We start from the raw sequence: 19,294 nt of genomic DNA, 5'->3' as shown, positions 1-19,294 counted from the left end.
GGGCCGCCCTCATGGCTTTGCTGGCCGATGAGCCTGCTTGTCGCGGAGATGCTGGGTTGCGCCACATGTGACTGCTCAAAGTTGGGGTGGCGGAACAGGGGCGTAGTCTTCGAAGCGGCCGGAGTCTTCGGGCGCAGCCGCCTCGACCGCGGGAGCCACCTCGACAGGCGCCCTGCGCACAGCGCGCCGAACCGGGGCAGCAGCGACCGGAGCCGGCGCCGGCGCCAGTTGCGGCGTCACGGGCGGCGTGATGGGCGTGGTCGGCACGACGGTGGTGCCAAGCTGGCCGAGATGCGCGGGAATCGGCGGCGCGCCGCCATAGGGATTCCAGTTGGAAGCCATGACGTAGGAGCTGATCGTCATGCCGGTCATGACCGCGAGCAGGTTCTCCTCGCTCATCCCCGGCTCGCAGAGCCGCAGGCGAAGCGTGATCGTGCCCTGGCCGATAGTCATGTTCGAATCGAGATCGGGGGTGCGGATGCGCTGCCAGGCGTAAATGCAGTTGTCGCCCTGGGGCGACGTGCCCATGGCATAGCCGAACGAGCCGTAGCGGCTCTGGGCGAAATAGGGTGAGACACGCATCGACACACCGGGCATCGCCTGGCGCATTTCCCCGCCGATGGCGGAAAGGCTGATGGCCGGATTCGACTGCAGGTTTTCCGGCCCCGTCACCGACTTGACCGGCCCGAACAGCGTCGCCGTGACCATGTTCTGGCCGGGCGTGTTCGAGCGGTTGGAGAGGATGATTTCCTGCGTGGTCGAATTGGCGAAATGGCGCTCGACGACACCGACAACGCCGGGACCGCCCGGCGGCATGTCGACGAAAGCCTTCTCGATCGGCGCGCGGGTGGCAATGGAACCGGACTGGATATCCTTGCCGACGCTGCCGCAGCCGGCGAGGCCTGCCAGGGCCAGCGCGCAACCAAACCAGCGGATCGAGGCAAGGCGTCTCGTGGAGGTCATCGGGCGACATCGCCCCGGCCGCGGACGCGCGCGTCGGGATGCTGTCGGTTGTTCGACTTAACTGAATTTCGTTGCATCGATCGCCTCACGCCCGCCATTGCCTTGTCGGACCTATCTGGATCCGCTCGACTGCTGAACAGCCGATCGATCCGACCGCAAACAGCCAAGGGTCCCTGATGCAATCTCTTCCGGGCATGGTTAACGAACGGTTAGCGAGACGTGGTTAACCGCCGTTAATCCCGCGCCGCAGCAAAAAAGAATTTACGTCAAAAATGCAAATAACTGCAAAACCTTGCGGGAGCCGGCTTCACCTCGTGTCCGGCTCCGAACGCAGGGCTCAGGCGACGGTTGCCAGGGTCGCCTGCAAACGCGCGACCAGCGCCTCGCGCTCATCCGAAGGATAGGGATCCCGAGCACCCTTCCCCCAGACGGGACCGGGCCAGGCGGCATCGCCAACCGTCCGGCCGATGATGTGGACGTGCATCTGGCGGACGATGTTGCCGAGCGCGCCGACATTCAGCTTGTCGAAGCTGGCGACGGCGGCGAGCGCCGCCCCTGCCCGCTTGATCTCGACCGCGAGAACCGCGAGTTCGCCGTCGTCGAGCTCCGTCCACTCCTCCAGCCCCGGCTTGCGCGGCAGGAGAAGCAGCCAGGGAAACCGCCGGTCGTCCATCAGCCGGAGCTGGGAGAGCGACCACTCGGCAATCAGAACGCTGTCGGCCTCGATCTGGGGAGCCACCGCGAACGCCGTGCTCATGCGGTTTCCTTCATCAGGGCATCAAAATAGCGGATCGTGTGGCCGAGACCCTCATCCAGCTCGATGGTCGGCTGCCAGCCAAGCACGCGCTGCGCGAGGCCGATATCGGGCTGGCGCTGGCGCGGATCGTCGGAAGGCAAGGGCTTGAAGACGAGCTTCGACGAGGAATTGGTCAAGGCGATCACCCGCTCCGCCAGCTGGCGGATGGTGAACTCGTTGGGATTGCCGATATTGATCGGTCCCGTCACCTCGTCGCCCGTATCCATCAGGCGGATCATGCCGTCGAGCAGGTCGTCGACATAGCAGAACGAACGCGTCTGGTCGCCCTCGCCATAAATGGTGATGTCCTCGCCGCGCAGCGCCTGGACGATGAAATTGGAAACGACGCGCCCGTCATTCGGGTGCATGCGCGGACCATAGGTATTGAAGATCCGCATCACCTTGATGCGCAGCTGGTGCTGGCGCCAATAGTCGAAGAACAGCGTCTCGGCGCAGCGCTTGCCTTCGTCATAGCAGGAGCGGATGCCGATCGGGTTGACGTTGCCCCAATAGTCCTCGGTCTGCGGATGCACGGACGGATCGCCATAAACCTCGGAGGTCGAGGCCTGCAGGATCTTCGCCTTCACGCGCTTGGCGAGCCCCAGCATGTTGATCGCGCCATGCACGCTGACCTTGGTCGTCGCCACGGGATCGTGCTGGTAGTGCACCGGCGAGGCCGGACAGGCGAGATTGTAGATCTCGTCGACCTCGACATAGAGCGGAAAGGTCACGTCGTGGCGCATCAGCTCGAAGCGCTTGTGGTCGATCAGATGCTCGACATTGCGACGGGAGCCGGTGAAGAAATTGTCGGCGCAGAGCACCTCGTCGCCGCGCGCCAGCAACCGGTCGCACAGATGCGAGCCGAGAAAGCCTGCGCCGCCGGTGACGAGAATTCGCTTGTTCGAATGCATGGGGGCCCCTTCGATTCGTGAGCGCCATACTAGCGCTTGCAACCCGCCCGCCAATGCGGCCGATGCCCCCTTGACCGGGCTTTTCCGCCACAGGCGCTCAACAACATCATAACATCATCATACTGGCCCCGAATCGGCGCGAATACGCCTTGATTCCGTCACCGGGCGGGTCTTGCATTGGCTTGCAACCATGGCTGGTGAGTCTCTCCAGCCGGTCTGTCACCCGCACACCACCCGAGGCCGTCGTGTCTATCCTTGCCGAGAAGCGTCGCGTCGTTGTTGACGCGCGCTGGATTAAAGCGCTTTCGAACGAAGTGGGTACCGGTTCGCGTGGAGAAAGCGCGATCAGACAGAGAGTTGGAGCCGTTCGGCGTTTCCATGAAACGATGAACCGCTCTATCCCGCTTCACAGGAGCGGAAGCCGATGACGGCTGTGCTGCCCACCACCAACGACCACGCCGAACGCGTCGTCGCCGGCATCCTGATCGCGCTCTCCGGCAACATCCTGTTCGCCACCAGCGACGCGATGGTCAAACTTCTGACGGCGCGCTACTCCGTCTTCCAGATCATCGTCACCCAGGCCCTGTTCGCGCTGATCCCGCTGACGGTGATGATCCTGCGAAACAGCAGCTTCCAAGCGCTTCGCATCCGCCACCCACGCCTCGTCGTGCTGCGCGCCCTGCTCGCCGGCAGCGCGACGGTGTTCGGCTTCTACAGCTTTTCACGTTTGCCGCTGGCCGAGAGCTATTCGATCGCCTTCTGCACGCCGATCTTCGTGACGATGCTGTCGATCCCGATCCTGGGCGAGCGCGTCGGACTGCATCGCTGGGGTGCGGTGCTGGTCGGGTTGCTCGGCATCCTGGTCATGGTGCGTCCCGGCTTCGAGGCGCTGAATGCCGGCCATGCGGCGGCGCTGGCCGGTGCCTTCCTCGGCTCGTTCACCGTGCTGGTGATGCGCCGGATCGCGCGCGAGGAGCAGCATGCGGTCATGGTGCTGGCGGTCGTCACAGGGCTGATCGTCGTCGGCCTGCCCGGCATGATCGTTACCTTCCGCATGCCGACATGGCCGGACATGGCGCTGTTCGCCTGCACGGGCCTGTTCATGGGCAGCGCGCAGTTCTGCGTGGCGAAGTCGCTGTCGCTGGCGCCGGCCTCGGTCATCGCGCCGATGCAGTATTCGATGATCCTCTGGGCGATCCTCTATGGCGCGCTGTTGTTCGGCACGCATGTCGACCCGATCATGGTGTTCGGCGCGACGATCGTGATCGCCAGCGGCCTCTACATCATGCACCGCGAGCGCAAACGCGCCCGCCAAGGGCGGTAGGGTCGAGCCGAAGCCTTCCCTTCACCTCTCCCTCAGGGAGAGGTCGACGCACGCAGTGCGGCGGGTGAGGGTTTACGGCCTCACCGGATGGTTTCCTAAACCCTCACCCGGAGCTTCGCTCCGACCTCTCCCTCAGGGAGAGGTGAAGAAAGCCCCGCGCCAATCGACGAGCGCCCCTAGAACTTCGGCTCGGGCTTGCCGGCAGCGCGGCAGGCGGCCGTCAGCGTGTTGGCCATCAGCATGGCGATCGTCATCGGGCCGACGCCGCCGGGAACCGGCGTGATCGCGCTCGCTACCGCCGCCGCCTCGTCATAGGCGACATCGCCGACGAGGCGGGTCTTGCCCTCGCCGCGCTCGGGCGCGGGAATACGGTTCATGCCGACATCGATGATCACAGCGCCGGGCTTGACCCAGTCGCCACGAACCATCTCCGGCCTACCAACCGCGGCGACGATGATGTCCGCCTTGCGCGCCAGCTCCGGCAGGTCGCGGCTGCGCGAATGGGCGACCGTCACGGTGCAGCTTTCCTGCAGCAGCAATTGCGCCATCGGCTTGCCGACGATGTTGGAGCGGCCGATCACGAGCGCGTCCTTGCCGGCGAGATCGTCGCCGAGCACGCGCTTGACCAGCAGCAGGCAACCGGCCGGCGTGCAGGAGACCAGCGCGCGGTCGCGTTCGCCGATCGCCAGTCGGCCGACATTGATCGGGTGGAAGCCGTCGACGTCCTTGGCCGGATCGATTGCCTCGATCACCTTCGACGTGTCGATATGCCGGGGAAGCGGCAGCTGGACGAGGATGCCGTGGATCGCCGGGTCGCGGTTCAGCTGCTCGACGATGGCCAATACTTCGGCCTCGCTGGTCGAGAGAGGCAGCGTGTGCTGGACCGAGTGAAAACCGAGTTCGCTCGCCTTGCGCCCTTTGGCCCCGACATAGACCTGGCTGGCGGCATCGTCGCCGACCAGCACGACGGCGAGGCCGGGAGCCAAACCTCCGGCCTCGATCAGGCGGCCGGTCTCGACCGCGACCTTGGCGGTGATCTCGGCGGCAACCGCCTTGCCGTCGATGACGGCGGCCTTAGCGGAAGACGACTGTCCGTGTGTCATTGAGAAGGACCCGATGCTCGATGTGGAACTTGACCGCGCGGGCCAGCACTGTGTTCTCGATATCGCGGCCGATGGCGATCATCGTCTCCGCCGACATGGCGTGATCGACGCGGCCGACATCCTGTTCGATGATCGGGCCTTCGTCGAGTTCGGCCGTGACGTAATGCGCCGTCGCGCCGATCAACTTGACGCCGCGCTCATGCGCGCGGTGATAGGGCTTGGCGCCCTTGAAGCTCGGCAGGAAGGAATGGTGGATGTTGATGACGCGGCCAGCGAGGCGGGCCGACATGTCGTCCGACAGCACCTGCATGTAGCGGGCGAGCACGACCAGATCGATCTTCTGTTCGTCGATCAGGGCGAGGATCTCGCCTTCCTGCTCGGCCTTGGTGCGGCCATCCATCGGAATGTAATGATAGGGCAGCCCCTCGCCCTCGACGCGGCGACGCATCGTTTCGTGATTGGAAACGACGGAGACGAGATCCATCGGGATCTGGCCGATCGAATTGCGATAAAGCAGGTCGTTCAGGCAGTGCCCCATCTTCGAGACGAGGATAAGGACACGCGGCTTGACCTTCAGGTCATGCAGCTTCCAATCCAGATCGTACGCGGTCGCCACCGGCTCGAAGCCGCGGGCAAAGCTCTCGACCGAGGTGTCAGGCAGGCCAGAGAACGAAACGCGCATGAAGAAGCGACCGCTGTCCGGATCGCCATATTGCGCGCTCTCGACGATGTTGCAGCCCTGCGAAGCAATGCAGTTGGCCACGGCCGCGACAATACCTCGACGATCGCCGCACGACAGGGTGAGAACAAAACGCGCGGGTTCGACGGACATGGTTGTGACTAACCTCGATCTGGATGCGACGAAGACGGGCTCCGCAGGCGCGCAGCACTATCCTCCACATCGCCGCGCCGCAACTGACAACTGCGTCGCATGAGGGAAAACGCCGAAACGCTTGCGCCGTCCTGTGGGCTCGGGACAGAGTGCAGGCCCCGTCTGCAGGAAATCGTCATGACCGACCGCCCCATCGAACCGAGCTATGTCGTCCCGCCCTTGCCGCGTGTCTCCGTCGCGGTTCGCGATTCGACCGACCGCTTCCCCGTTCACCGGATCTATTGCGTCGGCCGCAACTACGCCGCTCACGCTCGCGAGATGGGACATGACGACCGCGAGCCGCCCTTTTTCTTCCAGAAGAATCCGGACGATATCGTCGAGGCAGGCAAGCCCGCCCCCTACCCGCCCCTGACCGCCGACCTCCATCATGAGGTCGAGCTGGTTGTGGCGTTGGCGCATGGCGGCAGCGACATCGCGGCCGAGAATGCGCTATCGCATGTCTATGGCTATGCGATCGGCCTCGACCTGACCCGCCGCGACGTGCAGGCGGAAGCCAAGAAGGGCGGCCGGCCCTGGGCGACCGCCAAGGGCTTTGCCAATTCTGCCCCGCTCGGCGCGATCCTGCCTGCCACGACGGTCGGTCATCCGGCGGCAGGAAAGCTAACCGCGACCGTCAATGGCGACCCCCGCCAGGAAGGCGACCTTTCCGACATGATCTGGTCGGTGCCGGAGATCATCGCCCATCTGTCACGCTGGTTCGTTCTGGCCCCGGGCGACCTGATCTTCACCGGCACGCCGGCCGGCGTCGGCGAACTGAAGCGCGGCGATGTCGTCGTCGGCGCCATCGAAGGGCTCGGACAGCTCGAAGTAAGGATCGACTGACGGGGAATTTCAGATCCCCTGACGGGGTCTGCCACTCTCAACGGTTTGGAAACGCCCGGGCGGCATGGTACGCCCGGTCAACAGCAATACGGACGCGATCCGTCGCGACCGGGAGGAAATCATGGCGATCGAACCAGTGCGGCAAGGGGCGATCGCCTTCATCGCCAGCGGGACACCGGACGCGAACGAGGCGCAGACGCGTCTCTCGGCGCGCTATGACGGTGTCGACCCCGAGGCCGCCGACATCGTCGTGGCGCTGGGTGGCGACGGCTTCATGCTGCAGACGCTTCATCGCTTCATGAATTCCGGCAAGCCGATCTACGGCATGAACCGCGGCTCGGTCGGCTTCCTGATGAACGAATATCGCGAAGACGATCTTCGCGAGCGCATCGCCGCTTCGATCCCCTCGACACTGCATCCGCTGCGCATGGATGCCCACGATGCCAGCGGCAACGAGCATCGCGCCTTCGCCATCAATGAAGTGTCTCTGTTTCGCCAATCCTACCAGACGGCGAAGCTGCGCATCTCGATCGACGACCGGGTCCGGCTGGAAGAGCTGATCGGCGACGGCGTGCTGGTTTCAACGCCAGCGGGCTCGACAGCCTATAACCTCTCCGCCCATGGACCGATTTTGCCGATCCATGCGCCGCTGCTGGCGCTGACGCCGATCAGCGCCTTCAGGCCCCGCCATTGGCGCGGCGCGCTGATCCCGGATCGAGTGACCGTGACAATCGAGGTGCTGGAGCCGGAAAAGCGCCCGGTCAACGCGGTGGCCGACCATACCGAGATCAAGTCGGTGATGAAAATCGCCATCAAGCAGGATCGCCGCACCAAGAGCCTGATCCTGTTCGACCCCGGCCACAGCTGGGACGACCGCATTCTGGCAGAGCAGTTCCGCTACTGAGGCTCGGACCACCCAGCCGCTGCTGCTTCCCACACGCGCGCCGTCATCCCGGACGGAGACCCGGGATCCATACAGCCGAGGCATCGGGATTATTCCGGTCAAGGCTTCGGCTGAATGGATCCCTGCTTTCGCGAGGAATGACGGAGCTTTGGCGATCAGACTACCGGAGGCGTCCACTCGCTGACAATGTCGGCGAGCGACGGGCGCGGACGCTCGAACGGCTCGGTGTTGGGCGTGCCGACATAGACCAGACCGACCAGCTTCTCCGTCTCGGCCAGGCCGATCACGCGGCGAGCCTCGGCGTCATAGGTGACCCATTCGGTCAACCACTGCGTCGCGAAACCCATGGCATTGGCGGCGACGATCAGGTTCATCGCAACGGCGCCGGCCGACATCAACTGTTCCCATTCCGGGATCTTGGCATGCGGCGCTGCGCGGCTGACGACGGCCACGACCAGCGGCGAGCGCAGGAAGCGGTTCTTCTCGTGCGCCAGCGACTTCTCGTCGAGATCCGGACGGTTCTTCAGCAGCACTGCCGCCGTCGCCTCGCCGGCCTCTGTGCGCGTATCGCCCCGGAACAGGATGAAGCGCCAAGGCGCCAGCTTGCCGTGGTCCGGCACGCGGCTGGCAATGGTCAGGAGTTCAGTCAATTGCTCCGGCGTCGGGCCGGGCTCGACGAGGTTCATGGATGGGAACGAACGTCGTGTCTTCAGAAGCGAAATTGTGTCTGTCATCGTGTCTGTCTTGGCATCCGCGAACAGGAAAGACGGGAGGAGTTGGCGGGCGGCTTGCCATCGATGACAAGGCGCGTCTAGCTGCAGCAGACATCGGATGAATCCGCTGCCATTGCAACCCCCGTGGATTCGCAGGCTTTCCGAGGCTGCGGAGGGTCGATTTCCAATGCGCTGGTCTTGAAATCGCCATGCTGATCGGGCTCTAACGGACATCCGGAAGGATCGTTCGGGACTGGATCGAGATGTGCGCGTGAACGCTTCAAACTGGTGGATGCAGCAGGTCCGGATGGCGGGAACCGCCATGGCCGTCATTTTCGCGGTTTCCACCCTGCCCGCGCAGGCGCAGGACGCGCCGCCGATCCCGCCCGCCGACATTCCCGATGGCGCCGCCCCTTCGGACCCGCTCTCTCTCGCCCCTCTGCTGCCCGACCAGATCGACCCCGCCGCCCTGCTGAAGCCGGGCAAGCCTGTAGCGGTAAGTCCAAGAGCCACCGAAACCCGGCCCCAGCCGGGCCTCATGCTGGAAGCGAAGCTGCTCGACGGCGGCCCCAGCATCCCCAAGGGCATCGTCTGGCGCGTCTTCTCCAGCAAGCCCGGCAAGGACGGCAAGCTTTCGCTCGTGCGCGAAACCGAAGGCGGCACGGTGAGCCTGCCCCTTCAGGCCGGCGAATATGTCATTCATGCCGCCTATGGCCGAGCCGGCGGCATGAAGCGGATCAGCGTCGGCGGCGGCGACGAGCACGAAACCCTCGTGCTCAATGCCGGCGGTCTCAAGCTCGATGCGCTGGTCGGCAAGGACCTCGCCCCCCTGCCCAATCTCGTCAAGTTCGACATCTTTCCAGGCGACAGCTCGGGTGGCGAAGAACGCTCGCCGCTTGTGCCGGCGCTGCGCGACTACCAGATCGTCCGCCTGAATGCCGGCACCTATCACATTGTCAGCCGCTACGGCGAAGCCAACGCCATCGCCCGCGCCGACATCGTCGTCGAGGCCGGCAAGCTGACCGAAGTGCGCATGTTCCACCAGGCCGCCCGCATCACGCTCAAGCTGGTGTCGGAAGGCGGCGGCGAAGCGCTTGCCAACACCTCCTGGACGGTGATGACACCCGCCGGCGAAACGGTTTTCGACAGCGCCGGCGCCTTCCCCGACGTGATCCTGGCGATCGGCGACTACACCGCCATCGCCAAGCACGACAACCAGATCCACGAGCGCAACTTCAAGGTCGAGCCCGGTCTCAACCGCGAAGTCGAGGTCCTGGCCAAGTAGGCTGCCGCCAAGCCGGACGGCCCAGGCGGACCAGCGCCTCTCGCGGCACGGCTAAAATGCCCTTCTGGCGAGCTCAGCCAGGCCCTGCGCCTGCGCTTCCTGACCGATAGTCGGATCCGCACTAGACTAAAGACTTAGCGCGAATCCGTTCGGATTTACTTGAGCGGCTAGCGCTCGTGATGCGCGAAGCCTGTGACGGCGATCACGACGACACCACGGCGGATCCCGACGTCTACAGCATCGCGCTCCCGGAAAGCCTCTGGCGGATCAAGTCCTTCCATGGCGGAAGTATAGAGTCCCGTTATATTTTACCGAGCCTCGCGTACTGTCACAACTTCGTTACACCAGGACACAACCATAACGTCTTGTTGCGCTCCATTTCATATGATGAATTAAGTGTCTCAATCTAGCCATAATTCAACGCAGCCGATTGCTGGCAAAAATTTCGCGCAATAGCGAATTTTGAAACAATTCTCCGATTTGCGGGCCGACCAACCTGGCTGAGCTCCCTTCACGTCAGTCATACCGATAAGACAAGCATGCGAGTCATGCGGCTTCACCAATCGTCTATTACTATAGATTTACTGGCAGCCCGTAGCCGGATATTGGAAATATTGGCTGATACTGGAATAGAGCGGGGAACGCCCCCCTCTTCAATACCCCTTTGAGATGCAGTAACTTCATGCCAGCGAGAGGTGAGGTCTGGCAGGACCTGCGTCTCAATTGAAGCCAATTCATATTTGTATTTTCAATTAGGGGTTCAAATCATGTTCCGGACAAAAGGTTCGTCCGCCCATATTGTTGGGCAGACTTCGCGGTATATTGCCCTGGCGGCTGTCCTTTTGATGCTCTCCCCGCCCGTTGCCTACGCGGAAGACGCTTCAGGCACGGGCGGCTCCGCCGGAACCACGTCATCCAGCCCCAGCGACTCCGGCGCCTCATCCACCACCACCAGCAGCGGCGGTGCGCAATCCTCCCAGTCGGACGGTGGCTCCGCCACCAGTGCGGGAGCCGGCACCAGCGCTACCGCCAGCGTCTCCAATGAAGGCGGCACCATCCAGGCCTCATCCTCCGCGACCGGCGCCGCAGGCGCCTCGGCAACAACGCCGTCGGACGACACCAAGGCAACAGCCGGCACGACCGTGACCGCAGTCGCAATTTCAGGCGAAACGCCGACGGCCTATACCAGCGCCGGCAGCGAAACCAGCGCCACCGCGGTAGGCGGCAAGAACCACAAGACATCGGCGACCGGCGGCACCGTGGTGAACAAGAAGATGCGCGACGGCAGCACGATGTCGATGGCCTATACGGATACCGGTACCTATTCGATCGCGATCTCCAACCGCGTCAGCGCGACAGCGATGTCGAGCACCTTCGCCTCGGGCACCGCTTTCACCGCCCGCGACGTTCGATCCGCAGCCAAGAGCGCGGCCACCGCTTACGCTCACGCGACCCAGAAAGGTGCGACAGCCTGGGCGCGGGCAACCGCATCCGCCACGGCTAAGACGCCGTTCGGCTCATCCAGCGCCATGAGCAGCTCCTTTGCCAATGCCAAATTCAACATGGGCACGGTCGGCCTGAAGAGCGTTCGGATCGCCAACGCCAACGGAAGCAATGGCGCCAATTGTGTCTGGAGCCAGCAGCGGAAGACTCTCTACTGCCAGCCGTTCCGCTCAGGCCGCTAGTTCCGCGTACCAAAATAAGAAGAAGTTTGAGGAATACAATCATGAGTACCATCCACCTTTCACGCTCAACTTCGCTTCTTACTATCGGCCTTGCCGCTGGCCTCCTGCTCATCGGCGCCACCAGCACCAATGCGAGCAATATCGGCGTTCAAGATGACGTGCTGTCCTGGGCGCAGCAGACCAACGCCAGCGCCTCGGCATCGGCAGGGACCACGCAACAGAGCAGTGCCTCCGCCTGGTCCGACAGCAATGGCGATCACGGCATGACCGTCACGACAACCCGGTCGGGCGACCGCACAAGCTGCATGGTCGTCGAATGGAAGCGGGAGAATGGCGGCATCAAGAAGTGGCAATACCGATGTGACACGCCACAGCCTTGAGACGCACAGTCCGGGCCGATCAGCTCAGACCAATAGACTAGATCTAGGACAGAATATTCAAATTCATTGCTGGCCCCTTTTCGAGAGGGGCGATTAGGGAGATTTGATCATGCATTCCTATTCCATCACCAAGCGATCGCTCGCGACGTCTGTAGCCTTGCTTTCGATCGTGGCTTTCACTGACGTATCCATCGCCGCAGGCTCGGCCTCGAGCAGCAGCGGCAGCCACTCAAGCGCATCCTCGTCCGGTCCCAGCGGCTCGGCCAGCGCCTCCAATACTTCCAGCGGCAATTCCAACGGCAGTGGCGGCGGCGGCGGGGCCAGCGCCGGCGCCAATGGCAGCTCGACGAGTGGCGCGAATGCCTCCACCTCCGGCACAGGCACGGCCCAGAGCCTGGCCTATGGCGGCTCCGACTCGACTGGCAAAGGTTGGGATGGCACCGCGACCGCCACACACACGGCGAAAGTCGGCACAGTCGCCGGCGCCTTTACCACCGGCCCCGGCGGCAACCCCGGCCCCGGGCCAGACCCGAATCCTACTCCGAGGGGCTTCTTCGCCAGGCTGTTCAGCAATACCGGCGGCTCGTCTGGCTTCAACTGCGCCAACTATAAACCAAAGACGATGAAACAACAAAAACAATGGGAAGAACGGTGCGAATTCAGAAATTAGCGATTTTATGAGTATAAGCTCACTTTCACATCACATAAATATCAACAGACGTTACTTTTTATTACTTATAAACATACTATAATATCAATTGCTAATTGTGAAATTACACAAGAAGCAAGAACAAGCAGTGAAATGCAGCCACAGCATAACCAAGGGAGTTCAATTATGACCACGTATCGTAATATTCTTATCGGTGTTGCCACTTCAGCTCTGTTTGTCATTGCGTCCGCTTCGGCTATGGCCGGCCAAGCTTCGAGCAGCGCCAGCCAGAACGCCGGCGGCACCTCCTCTACGTCATCGAACGGCAGCGGCAGCGGCACCGGTGGCTTGTCCAGCGGGGGCGGCGGCGGCACTGGCGCGAGCACGAGCTCGTCCAGCAGCTATTCCAACACCTCGACCGCCTCGTCGACCAACAGCTACGGTTCGGTCGCCGCGGCTGGTGCTCTCGGCGGTTCGTCCGGCAGCGCCGGCAGCGACTATCATGGCGGTGGCGGCGGCTCGGGCCTCTTCGGCGGCCATGGCGGTGGCGGAACGTCCGGCGGCTCGTCGCAGGGCAGCGGTGCCGGAACGGGCGGCTTCAGCTTCTCGTGGGGCCCGTAACAGGCTTTTGCCCGCTTGCTGAACTGAACATGGCAAGCAAAAACGGCCGGGGGAAACCCCGGCCGTTTTACCATGTCGAGAGCGAAGTAAAGCCCGATCAGGCCTCGGCGCGCTCGCGCACCAGATCCGGCGCCGTTGCCTCTGCCACCAGCGAGGCGATCGCCTCGTCCAGCGACATCGACACCTGGTCGCGCGAACCGATGCGGCGCACGTTCACCGTCTGCTCTTCCGCCTCGCGCTTGCCGCAGACCAGGATCACCGGGATCTTGGCGACCGAATGCTCGCGGACCTTGTAGTTGATCTTCTCGTTGCGAAGATCGACCTCGGCGCGAAGGCCGGCCTTGCGAAGCTTGGCGCAGACTTCCTCGGCATAGGCATCCGAATCCGAGGTGATCGTCGTGACCACGACCTGCTGCGGCGCGAACCAGAGCGGGAAGTGACCGGCGAAATTCTCGATCAGGATGCCAAGGAAGCGTTCCATCGAGCCGCAGATAGCGCGGTGGATCATCACCGGCGTCTTCTTGTTGCTGTCGGAATCGACATAGAACGCGCCGAAGCGTTCCGGTAGGTTGAAGTCGACCTGCGTCGTGCCGCACTGCCATTCACGGCCGATCGCATCACGCAGCGTATATTCGAACTTCGGACCGTAGAACGCGCCCTCGCCTTCGAGGATGCCGGTCTTGATCTTGCCGCCCGACTGCTCCTCGATCGTCTTCAGAACCTTAGTCATGACCTCTTCGGCATGATCCCAGTTCTCGTCCGAGCCGACGCGCTTTTCCGGCCGCGTCGACAGCTTCACGACAATCTCGTCAAAGCCGAAATCGGCATAGGTCGAGAGGATCAGATCGTTGATCTTCAGGCATTCTTCCGCCATCTGCTCTTCGGTGCAGAAGATGTGGGCGTCGTCCTGCGTGAAGCCGCGAACCCGCATCAGTCCATGCAACGCGCCAGACGGCTCGTAGCGGTGCACGGCGCCGAATTCGGCGAGGCGCAGCGGCAGGTCGCGATAGGACTTCAGGCCGTGCTTGAAGATCTGGACGTGGCCGGGGCAGTTCATCGGCTTCAACGCAAAGACGCGCTCGTCCTCGGTGTCATCACCGGCTGACGTCGCCGCAAACATGTTCTCCTTGTACCAGCCCCAGTGACCGGACGTTTCCCAGAGCGATTTGTCGAGCAGCTGCGGGGCGTTAACCTCCTGGTAACCAAGCGGACGCAGCCGGCGGCGCATGTAGGAGATCAACTCCTGGAACATCGTCCAGCCCTTGGCGTGCCAGAAGACGACGCCCGGTCCCTCTTCCTGGAAATGGAACAGATCCATCTCGCGGCCGAGCTTGCGGTGGTCGCGCTTCTCGGCCTCTTCCAGCATGTGGAGATAGGCGTCGAGCTGCACTTGGTCATGCCAGGCGGTGCCATAGATGCGCGTCAGCATCGGATTGTTGCTGTCGCCGCGCCAATAGGCGCCGGCCACCTTCATCAGCTTGAAGGCGGAACCGATCTGGCCCGTCGAGGCCATATGCGGACCGCGGCAGAGATCGAACCAGTCGCCCTGGTTGTAGATCTTGAGATCTTGGCCTGCCGGGATCGCGTCGATCAGCTCAACCTTGTAGGCCTCGCCCTTGTCGGAAAAGACCTTCTTGGCGTGATCGCGCGACCAGACCTGCTTGGTGAAGTGAGCGTTGCGCGAAATGATCTCGCGCATCTTCTGCTCGATCTTCGGCAGGTCTTCGGTCGTGAAGGGCTCGTTACGGGCGAAATCGTAGAAGAAGCCGTTCTCGATCACCGGGCCGATGGTGCACTGGGTGCCGGGGAACAGCTCCTGCACCGCCTCGGCCATCACATGCGCCGCATCATGGCGGATCAGCTCGAGCGCGCGCGGGTCATCGCGCGTCACGATCTCAAGCTTGGCATCCTGGTGGATCGGGTCGGAGAGGTCGCTCAGCACGCCGTCGAGGGTCATGGCGACCGACTTCTTGGCGAGCGACTTGGAAATGCCTTCGGCGATCGCCCGGCCGGTTACACCGGCTTCAAATTGGCGAACGGAACCATCGGGAAATGTCAGATTGATCATATCTGTCTCCTGCTCACTCCCGCAGACGAGCGCGGGTAAGCGGTTGGGCTAAAAGAGAGGCGAGATCCGGACCGCGCCCCACCGGCCGACAATGCCGGTTCGAGACGGCTATACGATGGCAGCCCGCCATTCAAGCCGCTGAGCCCAAAAGCGAACCGGACCGGCGAAAATCGAGAGCCTGGAGCAAGATTCATCTGCTTTGAAACGCCAACACCTCACCTCTCCCTCAGGGAGAGGTGAGAAGTCAGTTTCCACCGAGATGGATCTTGCTCTCGCCGATTTCCGCCGAGCTGGATTTCTGCTTCGATCAGCTTCCCGCCAGACCGGCAAAGTCCTTCAGCATCGCGTCGCGGGCGATCATGCCGCCATAGGTCTTGGAGCGCTCATTGCCAAGATTGAAGCGGGCGAAGACGACCTTGCGACCGTCCTTCTCGCCCCAGCCGACAAACCAGCCGATCGGCTTGGCGCGATCGTACGCGCCCTTGGCCGTGCGCAGAAAGCCGCTGCCGGTCTTGCCGTACAGGTTCCAGCCGCCATCGGCTCGATATTGCGCCAGGCTTGCCAGAGTCGCGTCGTAGGCATGATCCGAAACGGCCAGCTTGCGGTCGAGGAAACGCCTGATGAACGCGACCTGCTCGTCCGGCGAGATGGTCAGGGACGACATCAACCAGGACTGGGTCAGTCCATCCTTCTTGCCGGGATTGCCCGAGACGTCCTCATTGCCGTAGCCGAAGCGGGCGACATAGCCGCGAAACCGCGCCTCGCCCAGCTTGCGGGTCAGTTCCTGGGAATACCAGACGATCGAATCCCGGAGCCAGATCGTCGGATCGGTCGCCTTCTTCTGCTGTTCCATCGTTGTCTGGAATTCCGCCCGGTAATCCCAGAGCGGGTGATGCGGATCGATCAGCACGCCGGAATCGAAACCCATCACCGCGAGCGGAAACTTGAAGGTCGAGCACGGCGAGAAGCGGCGTTCGGCCGGGCCGGCGCGATGGATCGTCCCGCCGGTCGCGGCGTCGACCAACACGGTGGATACGAATTTCTCTGATGCCAGCGCAGCCGTCGCGAAGCCGGGCCCGCCGAACAGCGCCGTGCCGGCCGTCATCATAAGGCCCCTGGAAAACTGCCGTCTATCGATCATTCGAGCCATCTCCGTTGGTTGAGTGCCCCTTGGTAGGTCACTCGCCAAGACCGGACAAACGATGATATTTCTGGCAAGCCATAAGAAAATCTAGGGGGTCCAATGGTTCGCCCACATCTGCCGCTTAACGCGCTGAAGGCCTTCGAGGCCTCTGCCCGGCACCTGAGCTTTACCCGCGCCGCGATTGAACTGGCGGTGACGCAGGCTGCCGTCAGCCATCAGGTCAAGTCGCTGGAAGAGCGGCTGGGCTCGACTCTGTTCCGTCGCCTGCCGCGCGGACTGGCGCTGACCGACGAGGGCCAAGCCTTGCTGCCGACGCTACGCGATTCATTCGATCGCATCGCCGGTGTGCTGGAACAATTCGAGGGCGGCCATCTCCGCGAGGTACTTGATATCGGCGTCGTCGGCACCTTCGCGGTCGGCTGGCTGATCGAACGGCTGCCCGAATTCAAGCTGGCCCACCCTTTCGTCGACCTCCGCCTCTCGACCAACAACAACCGCGTCGACATCGCCGCCGAGGGACTCGACTTCGCCATCCGCTTTGGCGACGGCGCCTGGCACAGCACCGAAGCCGAACGGCTGTTCGCCGCCCCTCTCTCCGTGCTCTGCATCCCCGAAATCGCCGATCGGCTCTCGGAGCCACAGGATCTGCATGGCGAAACCCTGCTGCGATCCTACCGGGCGGATGAATGGCCAAGCTGGTTCGCCGCCGCCGGTGTCGCCGCGCCGACGGTGAAGGGCCCGGTGTTCGACTCCTCACGCACGATGGTCGAGGCAGCCATCCTTGGCGCCGGGGTGGCGCTTGCGCCGCCGCTGATGTTCCAGCACCAGTTGGCCGCCGGCGCCATCCAGCAGCCGTTCCAGACCTTCGTCACCCATGGCTGCTATTGGCTGACCTGGCTGAAATCCTCGACGCCCACGCCGGCGATGCGATCGTTCCAGGCCTGGATCCTGGCTGCTTCGCTACCCTATGCGGCGGCCGAGGAGACCGACTAGAACGCTTTCGAACGGCTCCAGCAGACCTATGCCGCCAGTCCGTCGGCCACCGGTTCGAGTTGGTCCGGCCTGCCTTCGTCGATCACATCGGACGAGAGAGACGCCAAATAGCCGGCGCGGCCATACTGCCTTGGCGAACAGCCCATGACGCGCTTGAAAGCGGTGCTGAAGGCGCTTTCGGATTCATAGCCGAACGCCAGCGCGATCACGGAAATCGAATCCCGTGAATTCGCCAGCCGGTCGCCGGCCAGCAGCATCCGCCAGCGCGTCAGATATTCCATCGGCGACTTGCCGACCGTCTCCTTGAACCGGAGCGCGAAGGTCGAGCGCGACATGCCGGCCAGTTCCGCCAGCGCCTGCAGAGTCCAGCGATGCGCCGGATCGCCATGCATGGCGGTGATCGCCGCGCCCATCTGGCGGTCACCGAGCGCAAACAACCAGCCGACGCCGCCGCTTGGCCCCTCCGCCATATGCATCCGCAAGGCCTGCACCAGCACCATATGGGCGAGGTGCTGAACGACCAGAAAACCGCCGGGTTGCGGTTCACGCAATTCCTGCATCATCCGCTCCACCGGCCAGCGCAGCACCGCCTGATCGGCCTCCTTACGGAGATGGACGATGGGCGGCAGCACGCCGAGCAGCATGCCGGCATAGTTGCCGGCGAGCGCGAAGCGGCTGCTGACGAGAAGACAATCGCCGCCGCCATTATGCGTGACGACACCGCCCTCCCGCACGCTCGCAAACACCGAGGCCGCGCCAACCGACGCCAGCGCCAGATCGCTGGCGAGGCGAAATGGCCGGCCGCTCGGCAGCAGAAAGCTGTCGCCGGCTTCAAGCAGCACCGGTTCGGCGACGCTCTCGACCGACAACCAGCAACGGCCGGAAACAACGGCACCGCACTTGATGCTTTGCTCCTGGTCGGGAAACTGGATCGACCAGTCACCGCCCGCATCGAAGCCGGCCGACATGTAGTTGCGCGGCCTCAGCAGCGACAGCACATCGGAAAGCGGATCCATCAAGCACTCCGGACGAATGCGAAGAAAATACGGATTTATCAACATAGATCGTATTGGCGCTGTCGCCTAGCTTGCGGATCAGAGGCCGCGATCGGCCAAATCGAACCCTAGCAAGGATCCACCGTCATGCGCGTTTTCGTCACCGGAGCCTCGGGCTTCGTCGGCTCCGCCGTTGTCCGAAACCTTCTCGATGCCGGCCATCAAGTCCTGGGCCTCGCCCGCTCCGACGCCTCGGCCAGCGCGCTTGTCGCTGCCGGTGCCACGCCGCATCGTGGCGATCTCACCGATCTCGACAGCCTGCGGAAGGGAGCCGAGCAGTCAGACGGCGTGATCCACACCGGCTTCATCCACGACTTCACGAACTTCAAGGCGAACTGCGAGATTGATCGCGCCGTCATCGAGACGCTCGGGGCCGCCCTCGCCGGCTCTAACCGCCCGCTGGTCGTCACCTCCGGCACCGGGTTGCTGGCCGGCCAGCCCCTGGCGACCGAAGACGGCGTACCCGGCCCCGGCTCCGCCAATCCCCGCGTCGCCTCCGAAGAGGCGGCGAAAGCAGCGGCCAACGGCGCGCGAGTCTCCGTCATCCGCTTGCCGCCCTCGGTCCATGGCGAAGGCGACCACGGCTTCGTGCCGATGCTGATCGGCATGGCGCGGGAAAAGGGCGTCTCGGCCTATATCGGCGAAGGGTTGAACCAATGGCCGGCGGTGCACCGGTTCGACGCGGCCGAACTTTTCCGGCTGGCGCTGGAGAAAGGCGCGGCCGATTCCCGCTATCACGGCTCGGCCGAAGGCGGCATTCCCTTTAGAGATATCGCCGGCGTCATCGGAAAGCGATTGAACCTGCCGGTCGTCAGCGTTTCGGCCGAGGAAGCCGCCACACATTTCGGCTGGTTCGCGCATTTCGCGGCGATGGACAATCCGTCATCGAGCGAGTGGACCCGGCAGACGCTCGGCTGGCAGCCGACTGGCGCCGGCCTGATCGCCGATCTCGATCGGCCAAGCTATTTCGGAGGCTGAGCCCCGGC

At 63.4% G+C, this 19,294-nt stretch carries 19 protein-coding genes; 10 read left to right on the top strand and 9 right to left on the bottom strand.

The window, feature by feature from the left end; all coding sequences use genetic code 11:
• Positions 1 to 75 precede the first annotated feature (75 nt).
• From bcsN to OSH12_RS09435, 3 genes are all read right to left on the bottom strand, one after another.
• Entirely contained in the window at positions 76 to 963 is an 888-nt protein-coding gene (gene bcsN / locus OSH12_RS09445; RefSeq protein WP_266343262.1) for a cellulose biosynthesis protein BcsN, read from the bottom strand.
• A gap of 337 nt (positions 964 to 1,300) precedes the next feature.
• On the bottom strand, positions 1,301 to 1,720 hold the full coding sequence (locus OSH12_RS09440; RefSeq protein ID WP_266343261.1) for an HIT domain-containing protein: 420 nt from the start codon (positions 1,718 to 1,720) through the stop codon (positions 1,301 to 1,303).
• Positions 1,717 to 2,670 (bottom strand): UDP-glucuronic acid decarboxylase family protein, encoded by a 954-nt coding sequence (locus tag OSH12_RS09435; protein WP_266343260.1) that lies wholly within the window; start codon positions 2,668 to 2,670, stop codon positions 1,717 to 1,719. The genes OSH12_RS09440 and OSH12_RS09435 overlap by 4 nt, the downstream gene beginning before the upstream one ends.
• A gap of 424 nt (positions 2,671 to 3,094) precedes the next feature.
• On the opposite strand from OSH12_RS09435, the gene OSH12_RS09430 reads away from it, so the two are divergent.
• Positions 3,095 to 3,994, top strand: coding sequence for a DMT family transporter (locus OSH12_RS09430; RefSeq protein ID WP_266343259.1), 900 nt, complete (start codon positions 3,095 to 3,097; stop codon positions 3,992 to 3,994).
• A gap of 176 nt (positions 3,995 to 4,170) precedes the next feature.
• On the opposite strand, the gene folD is transcribed toward OSH12_RS09430, so the two are convergent.
• Together folD and purU are read right to left on the bottom strand one after the other, a co-directional pair.
• On the bottom strand, positions 4,171 to 5,097 hold the full coding sequence (gene folD, locus OSH12_RS09425; RefSeq protein WP_266343258.1) for a bifunctional methylenetetrahydrofolate dehydrogenase/methenyltetrahydrofolate cyclohydrolase FolD: 927 nt from the start codon (positions 5,095 to 5,097) through the stop codon (positions 4,171 to 4,173).
• Positions 5,069 to 5,929, bottom strand: coding sequence for a formyltetrahydrofolate deformylase (gene purU, locus OSH12_RS09420; RefSeq protein WP_266343257.1), 861 nt, complete (start codon positions 5,927 to 5,929; stop codon positions 5,069 to 5,071). The genes folD and purU overlap by 29 nt, the downstream gene beginning before the upstream one ends.
• 177 nt (positions 5,930 to 6,106) lie before the next feature.
• Between purU and OSH12_RS09415 the strand changes: the two genes are divergently transcribed.
• The gene (locus OSH12_RS09415) at positions 6,107 to 6,811 is read left to right on the top strand and encodes a fumarylacetoacetate hydrolase family protein (RefSeq protein ID WP_266343256.1); all 705 of its coding nucleotides are present in this window, start codon (positions 6,107 to 6,109) and stop codon (positions 6,809 to 6,811) included.
• Positions 6,812 to 6,932: 121 nt separating this feature from the next.
• Positions 6,933 to 7,715 (top strand): NAD kinase, encoded by a 783-nt coding sequence (locus tag OSH12_RS09410; RefSeq protein WP_266343255.1) that lies wholly within the window; start codon positions 6,933 to 6,935, stop codon positions 7,713 to 7,715.
• Between the two features lie 155 nt (positions 7,716 to 7,870).
• On the opposite strand, the gene OSH12_RS09405 is transcribed toward OSH12_RS09410, so the two are convergent.
• Positions 7,871 to 8,449 (bottom strand): nitroreductase family protein, encoded by a 579-nt coding sequence (locus tag OSH12_RS09405; protein ID WP_266343254.1) that lies wholly within the window; start codon positions 8,447 to 8,449, stop codon positions 7,871 to 7,873.
• A gap of 250 nt (positions 8,450 to 8,699) precedes the next feature.
• Between OSH12_RS09405 and OSH12_RS09400 the strand changes: the two genes are divergently transcribed.
• The 5 genes from OSH12_RS09400 to OSH12_RS09380 all read left to right on the top strand — a co-directional run bounded on the left by OSH12_RS09400 (position 8,700) and on the right by OSH12_RS09380 (position 13,048).
• Positions 8,700 to 9,713: a hypothetical protein gene (locus OSH12_RS09400; protein WP_266343253.1), complete on the top strand. Its 1,014-nt coding sequence runs from the start codon at positions 8,700 to 8,702 to the stop codon at positions 9,711 to 9,713.
• Positions 9,714 to 10,558: 845 nt separating this feature from the next.
• A complete protein-coding gene (locus tag OSH12_RS09395) occupies positions 10,559 to 11,398 on the top strand; it encodes a hypothetical protein (RefSeq protein WP_266343252.1) in 840 nt (279 codons plus the stop codon).
• A gap of 41 nt (positions 11,399 to 11,439) precedes the next feature.
• On the top strand, positions 11,440 to 11,778 hold the full coding sequence (locus tag OSH12_RS09390) for a hypothetical protein (RefSeq protein ID WP_266343251.1): 339 nt from the start codon (positions 11,440 to 11,442) through the stop codon (positions 11,776 to 11,778).
• Positions 11,779 to 11,887: 109 nt separating this feature from the next.
• Entirely contained in the window at positions 11,888 to 12,448 is a 561-nt protein-coding gene (locus OSH12_RS09385) for a hypothetical protein (RefSeq protein WP_266343250.1), read from the top strand.
• A 165-nt stretch (positions 12,449 to 12,613) separates the two neighbouring features.
• Positions 12,614 to 13,048 carry a hypothetical protein gene (locus OSH12_RS09380; protein WP_266343249.1) on the top strand — a complete coding sequence of 145 codons (435 nt, stop codon included), beginning with the start codon at positions 12,614 to 12,616 and terminating at the stop codon, positions 13,046 to 13,048.
• A gap of 97 nt (positions 13,049 to 13,145) precedes the next feature.
• On the opposite strand, the gene thrS is transcribed toward OSH12_RS09380, so the two are convergent.
• Together thrS and blaOXA are read right to left on the bottom strand one after the other, a co-directional pair.
• The gene (thrS, locus tag OSH12_RS09375) at positions 13,146 to 15,116 is read right to left on the bottom strand and encodes a threonine--tRNA ligase (protein ID WP_266343248.1); all 1,971 of its coding nucleotides are present in this window, start codon (positions 15,114 to 15,116) and stop codon (positions 13,146 to 13,148) included.
• A 307-nt stretch (positions 15,117 to 15,423) separates the two neighbouring features.
• Positions 15,424 to 16,257 (bottom strand): class D beta-lactamase, encoded by an 834-nt coding sequence (blaOXA, locus tag OSH12_RS09370; protein ID WP_266343247.1) that lies wholly within the window; start codon positions 16,255 to 16,257, stop codon positions 15,424 to 15,426.
• 102 nt (positions 16,258 to 16,359) lie between these two features.
• Here blaOXA and OSH12_RS09365 point away from each other — a divergent pair, with 102 nt between their 5' ends.
• Positions 16,360 to 17,253 (top strand): LysR family transcriptional regulator, encoded by an 894-nt coding sequence (locus tag OSH12_RS09365; RefSeq protein WP_266343246.1) that lies wholly within the window; start codon positions 16,360 to 16,362, stop codon positions 17,251 to 17,253.
• Positions 17,254 to 17,279: 26 nt separating this feature from the next.
• On the opposite strand, the gene OSH12_RS09360 is transcribed toward OSH12_RS09365, so the two are convergent.
• Positions 17,280 to 18,269 (bottom strand): AraC family transcriptional regulator, encoded by a 990-nt coding sequence (locus OSH12_RS09360; protein ID WP_266343245.1) that lies wholly within the window; start codon positions 18,267 to 18,269, stop codon positions 17,280 to 17,282.
• 126 nt (positions 18,270 to 18,395) lie between these two features.
• On the opposite strand from OSH12_RS09360, the gene OSH12_RS09355 reads away from it, so the two are divergent.
• Complete coding sequence (locus tag OSH12_RS09355) at positions 18,396 to 19,286, top strand: SDR family oxidoreductase (RefSeq protein WP_266343244.1); 891 nt, start codon at positions 18,396 to 18,398, stop codon at positions 19,284 to 19,286.
• Positions 19,287 to 19,294: the final 8 nt, after the last annotated feature.

Origin of the sequence: Kaistia terrae (assembly GCF_026344005.1) — a bacterium.
Lineage (GTDB): Bacteria > Pseudomonadota > Alphaproteobacteria > Rhizobiales > Kaistiaceae > Kaistia > Kaistia terrae.
Note: the sequence above shows the minus strand (reverse complement) of the source record. Positions and strands in the feature narration are given on the sequence as shown.

Coding starts and splice junctions, on each gene's coding strand:
- OSH12_RS09415 (WP_266343256.1), top strand. CDS start 6,107: ATGACCGACCGCCCCATCGAACCGAGCTATGTCGTCCCGCCCTTGCCG.
- folD (WP_266343258.1), bottom strand. CDS start 5,097: ATGACACACGGACAGTCGTCTTCCGCTAAGGCCGCCGTCATCGACGGC.
- OSH12_RS09435 (WP_266343260.1), bottom strand. CDS start 2,670: ATGCATTCGAACAAGCGAATTCTCGTCACCGGCGGCGCAGGCTTTCTC.
- OSH12_RS09395 (WP_266343252.1), top strand. CDS start 10,559: ATGCTCTCCCCGCCCGTTGCCTACGCGGAAGACGCTTCAGGCACGGGC.
- OSH12_RS09390 (WP_266343251.1), top strand. CDS start 11,440: ATGAGTACCATCCACCTTTCACGCTCAACTTCGCTTCTTACTATCGGC.
- bcsN (WP_266343262.1), bottom strand. CDS start 963: ATGACCTCCACGAGACGCCTTGCCTCGATCCGCTGGTTTGGTTGCGCG.
- OSH12_RS09410 (WP_266343255.1), top strand. CDS start 6,933: ATGGCGATCGAACCAGTGCGGCAAGGGGCGATCGCCTTCATCGCCAGC.
- OSH12_RS09360 (WP_266343245.1), bottom strand. CDS start 18,269: ATGGATCCGCTTTCCGATGTGCTGTCGCTGCTGAGGCCGCGCAACTAC.
- OSH12_RS09365 (WP_266343246.1), top strand. CDS start 16,360: ATGGTTCGCCCACATCTGCCGCTTAACGCGCTGAAGGCCTTCGAGGCC.
- OSH12_RS09405 (WP_266343254.1), bottom strand. CDS start 8,449: ATGACAGACACAATTTCGCTTCTGAAGACACGACGTTCGTTCCCATCC.
- OSH12_RS09385 (WP_266343250.1), top strand. CDS start 11,888: ATGCATTCCTATTCCATCACCAAGCGATCGCTCGCGACGTCTGTAGCC.
- blaOXA (WP_266343247.1), bottom strand. CDS start 16,257: ATGATCGATAGACGGCAGTTTTCCAGGGGCCTTATGATGACGGCCGGC.
- thrS (WP_266343248.1), bottom strand. CDS start 15,116: ATGATCAATCTGACATTTCCCGATGGTTCCGTTCGCCAATTTGAAGCC.
- OSH12_RS09355 (WP_266343244.1), top strand. CDS start 18,396: ATGCGCGTTTTCGTCACCGGAGCCTCGGGCTTCGTCGGCTCCGCCGTT.
- OSH12_RS09380 (WP_266343249.1), top strand. CDS start 12,614: ATGACCACGTATCGTAATATTCTTATCGGTGTTGCCACTTCAGCTCTG.
- OSH12_RS09430 (WP_266343259.1), top strand. CDS start 3,095: ATGACGGCTGTGCTGCCCACCACCAACGACCACGCCGAACGCGTCGTC.
- purU (WP_266343257.1), bottom strand. CDS start 5,929: ATGTCCGTCGAACCCGCGCGTTTTGTTCTCACCCTGTCGTGCGGCGAT.
- OSH12_RS09440 (WP_266343261.1), bottom strand. CDS start 1,720: ATGAGCACGGCGTTCGCGGTGGCTCCCCAGATCGAGGCCGACAGCGTT.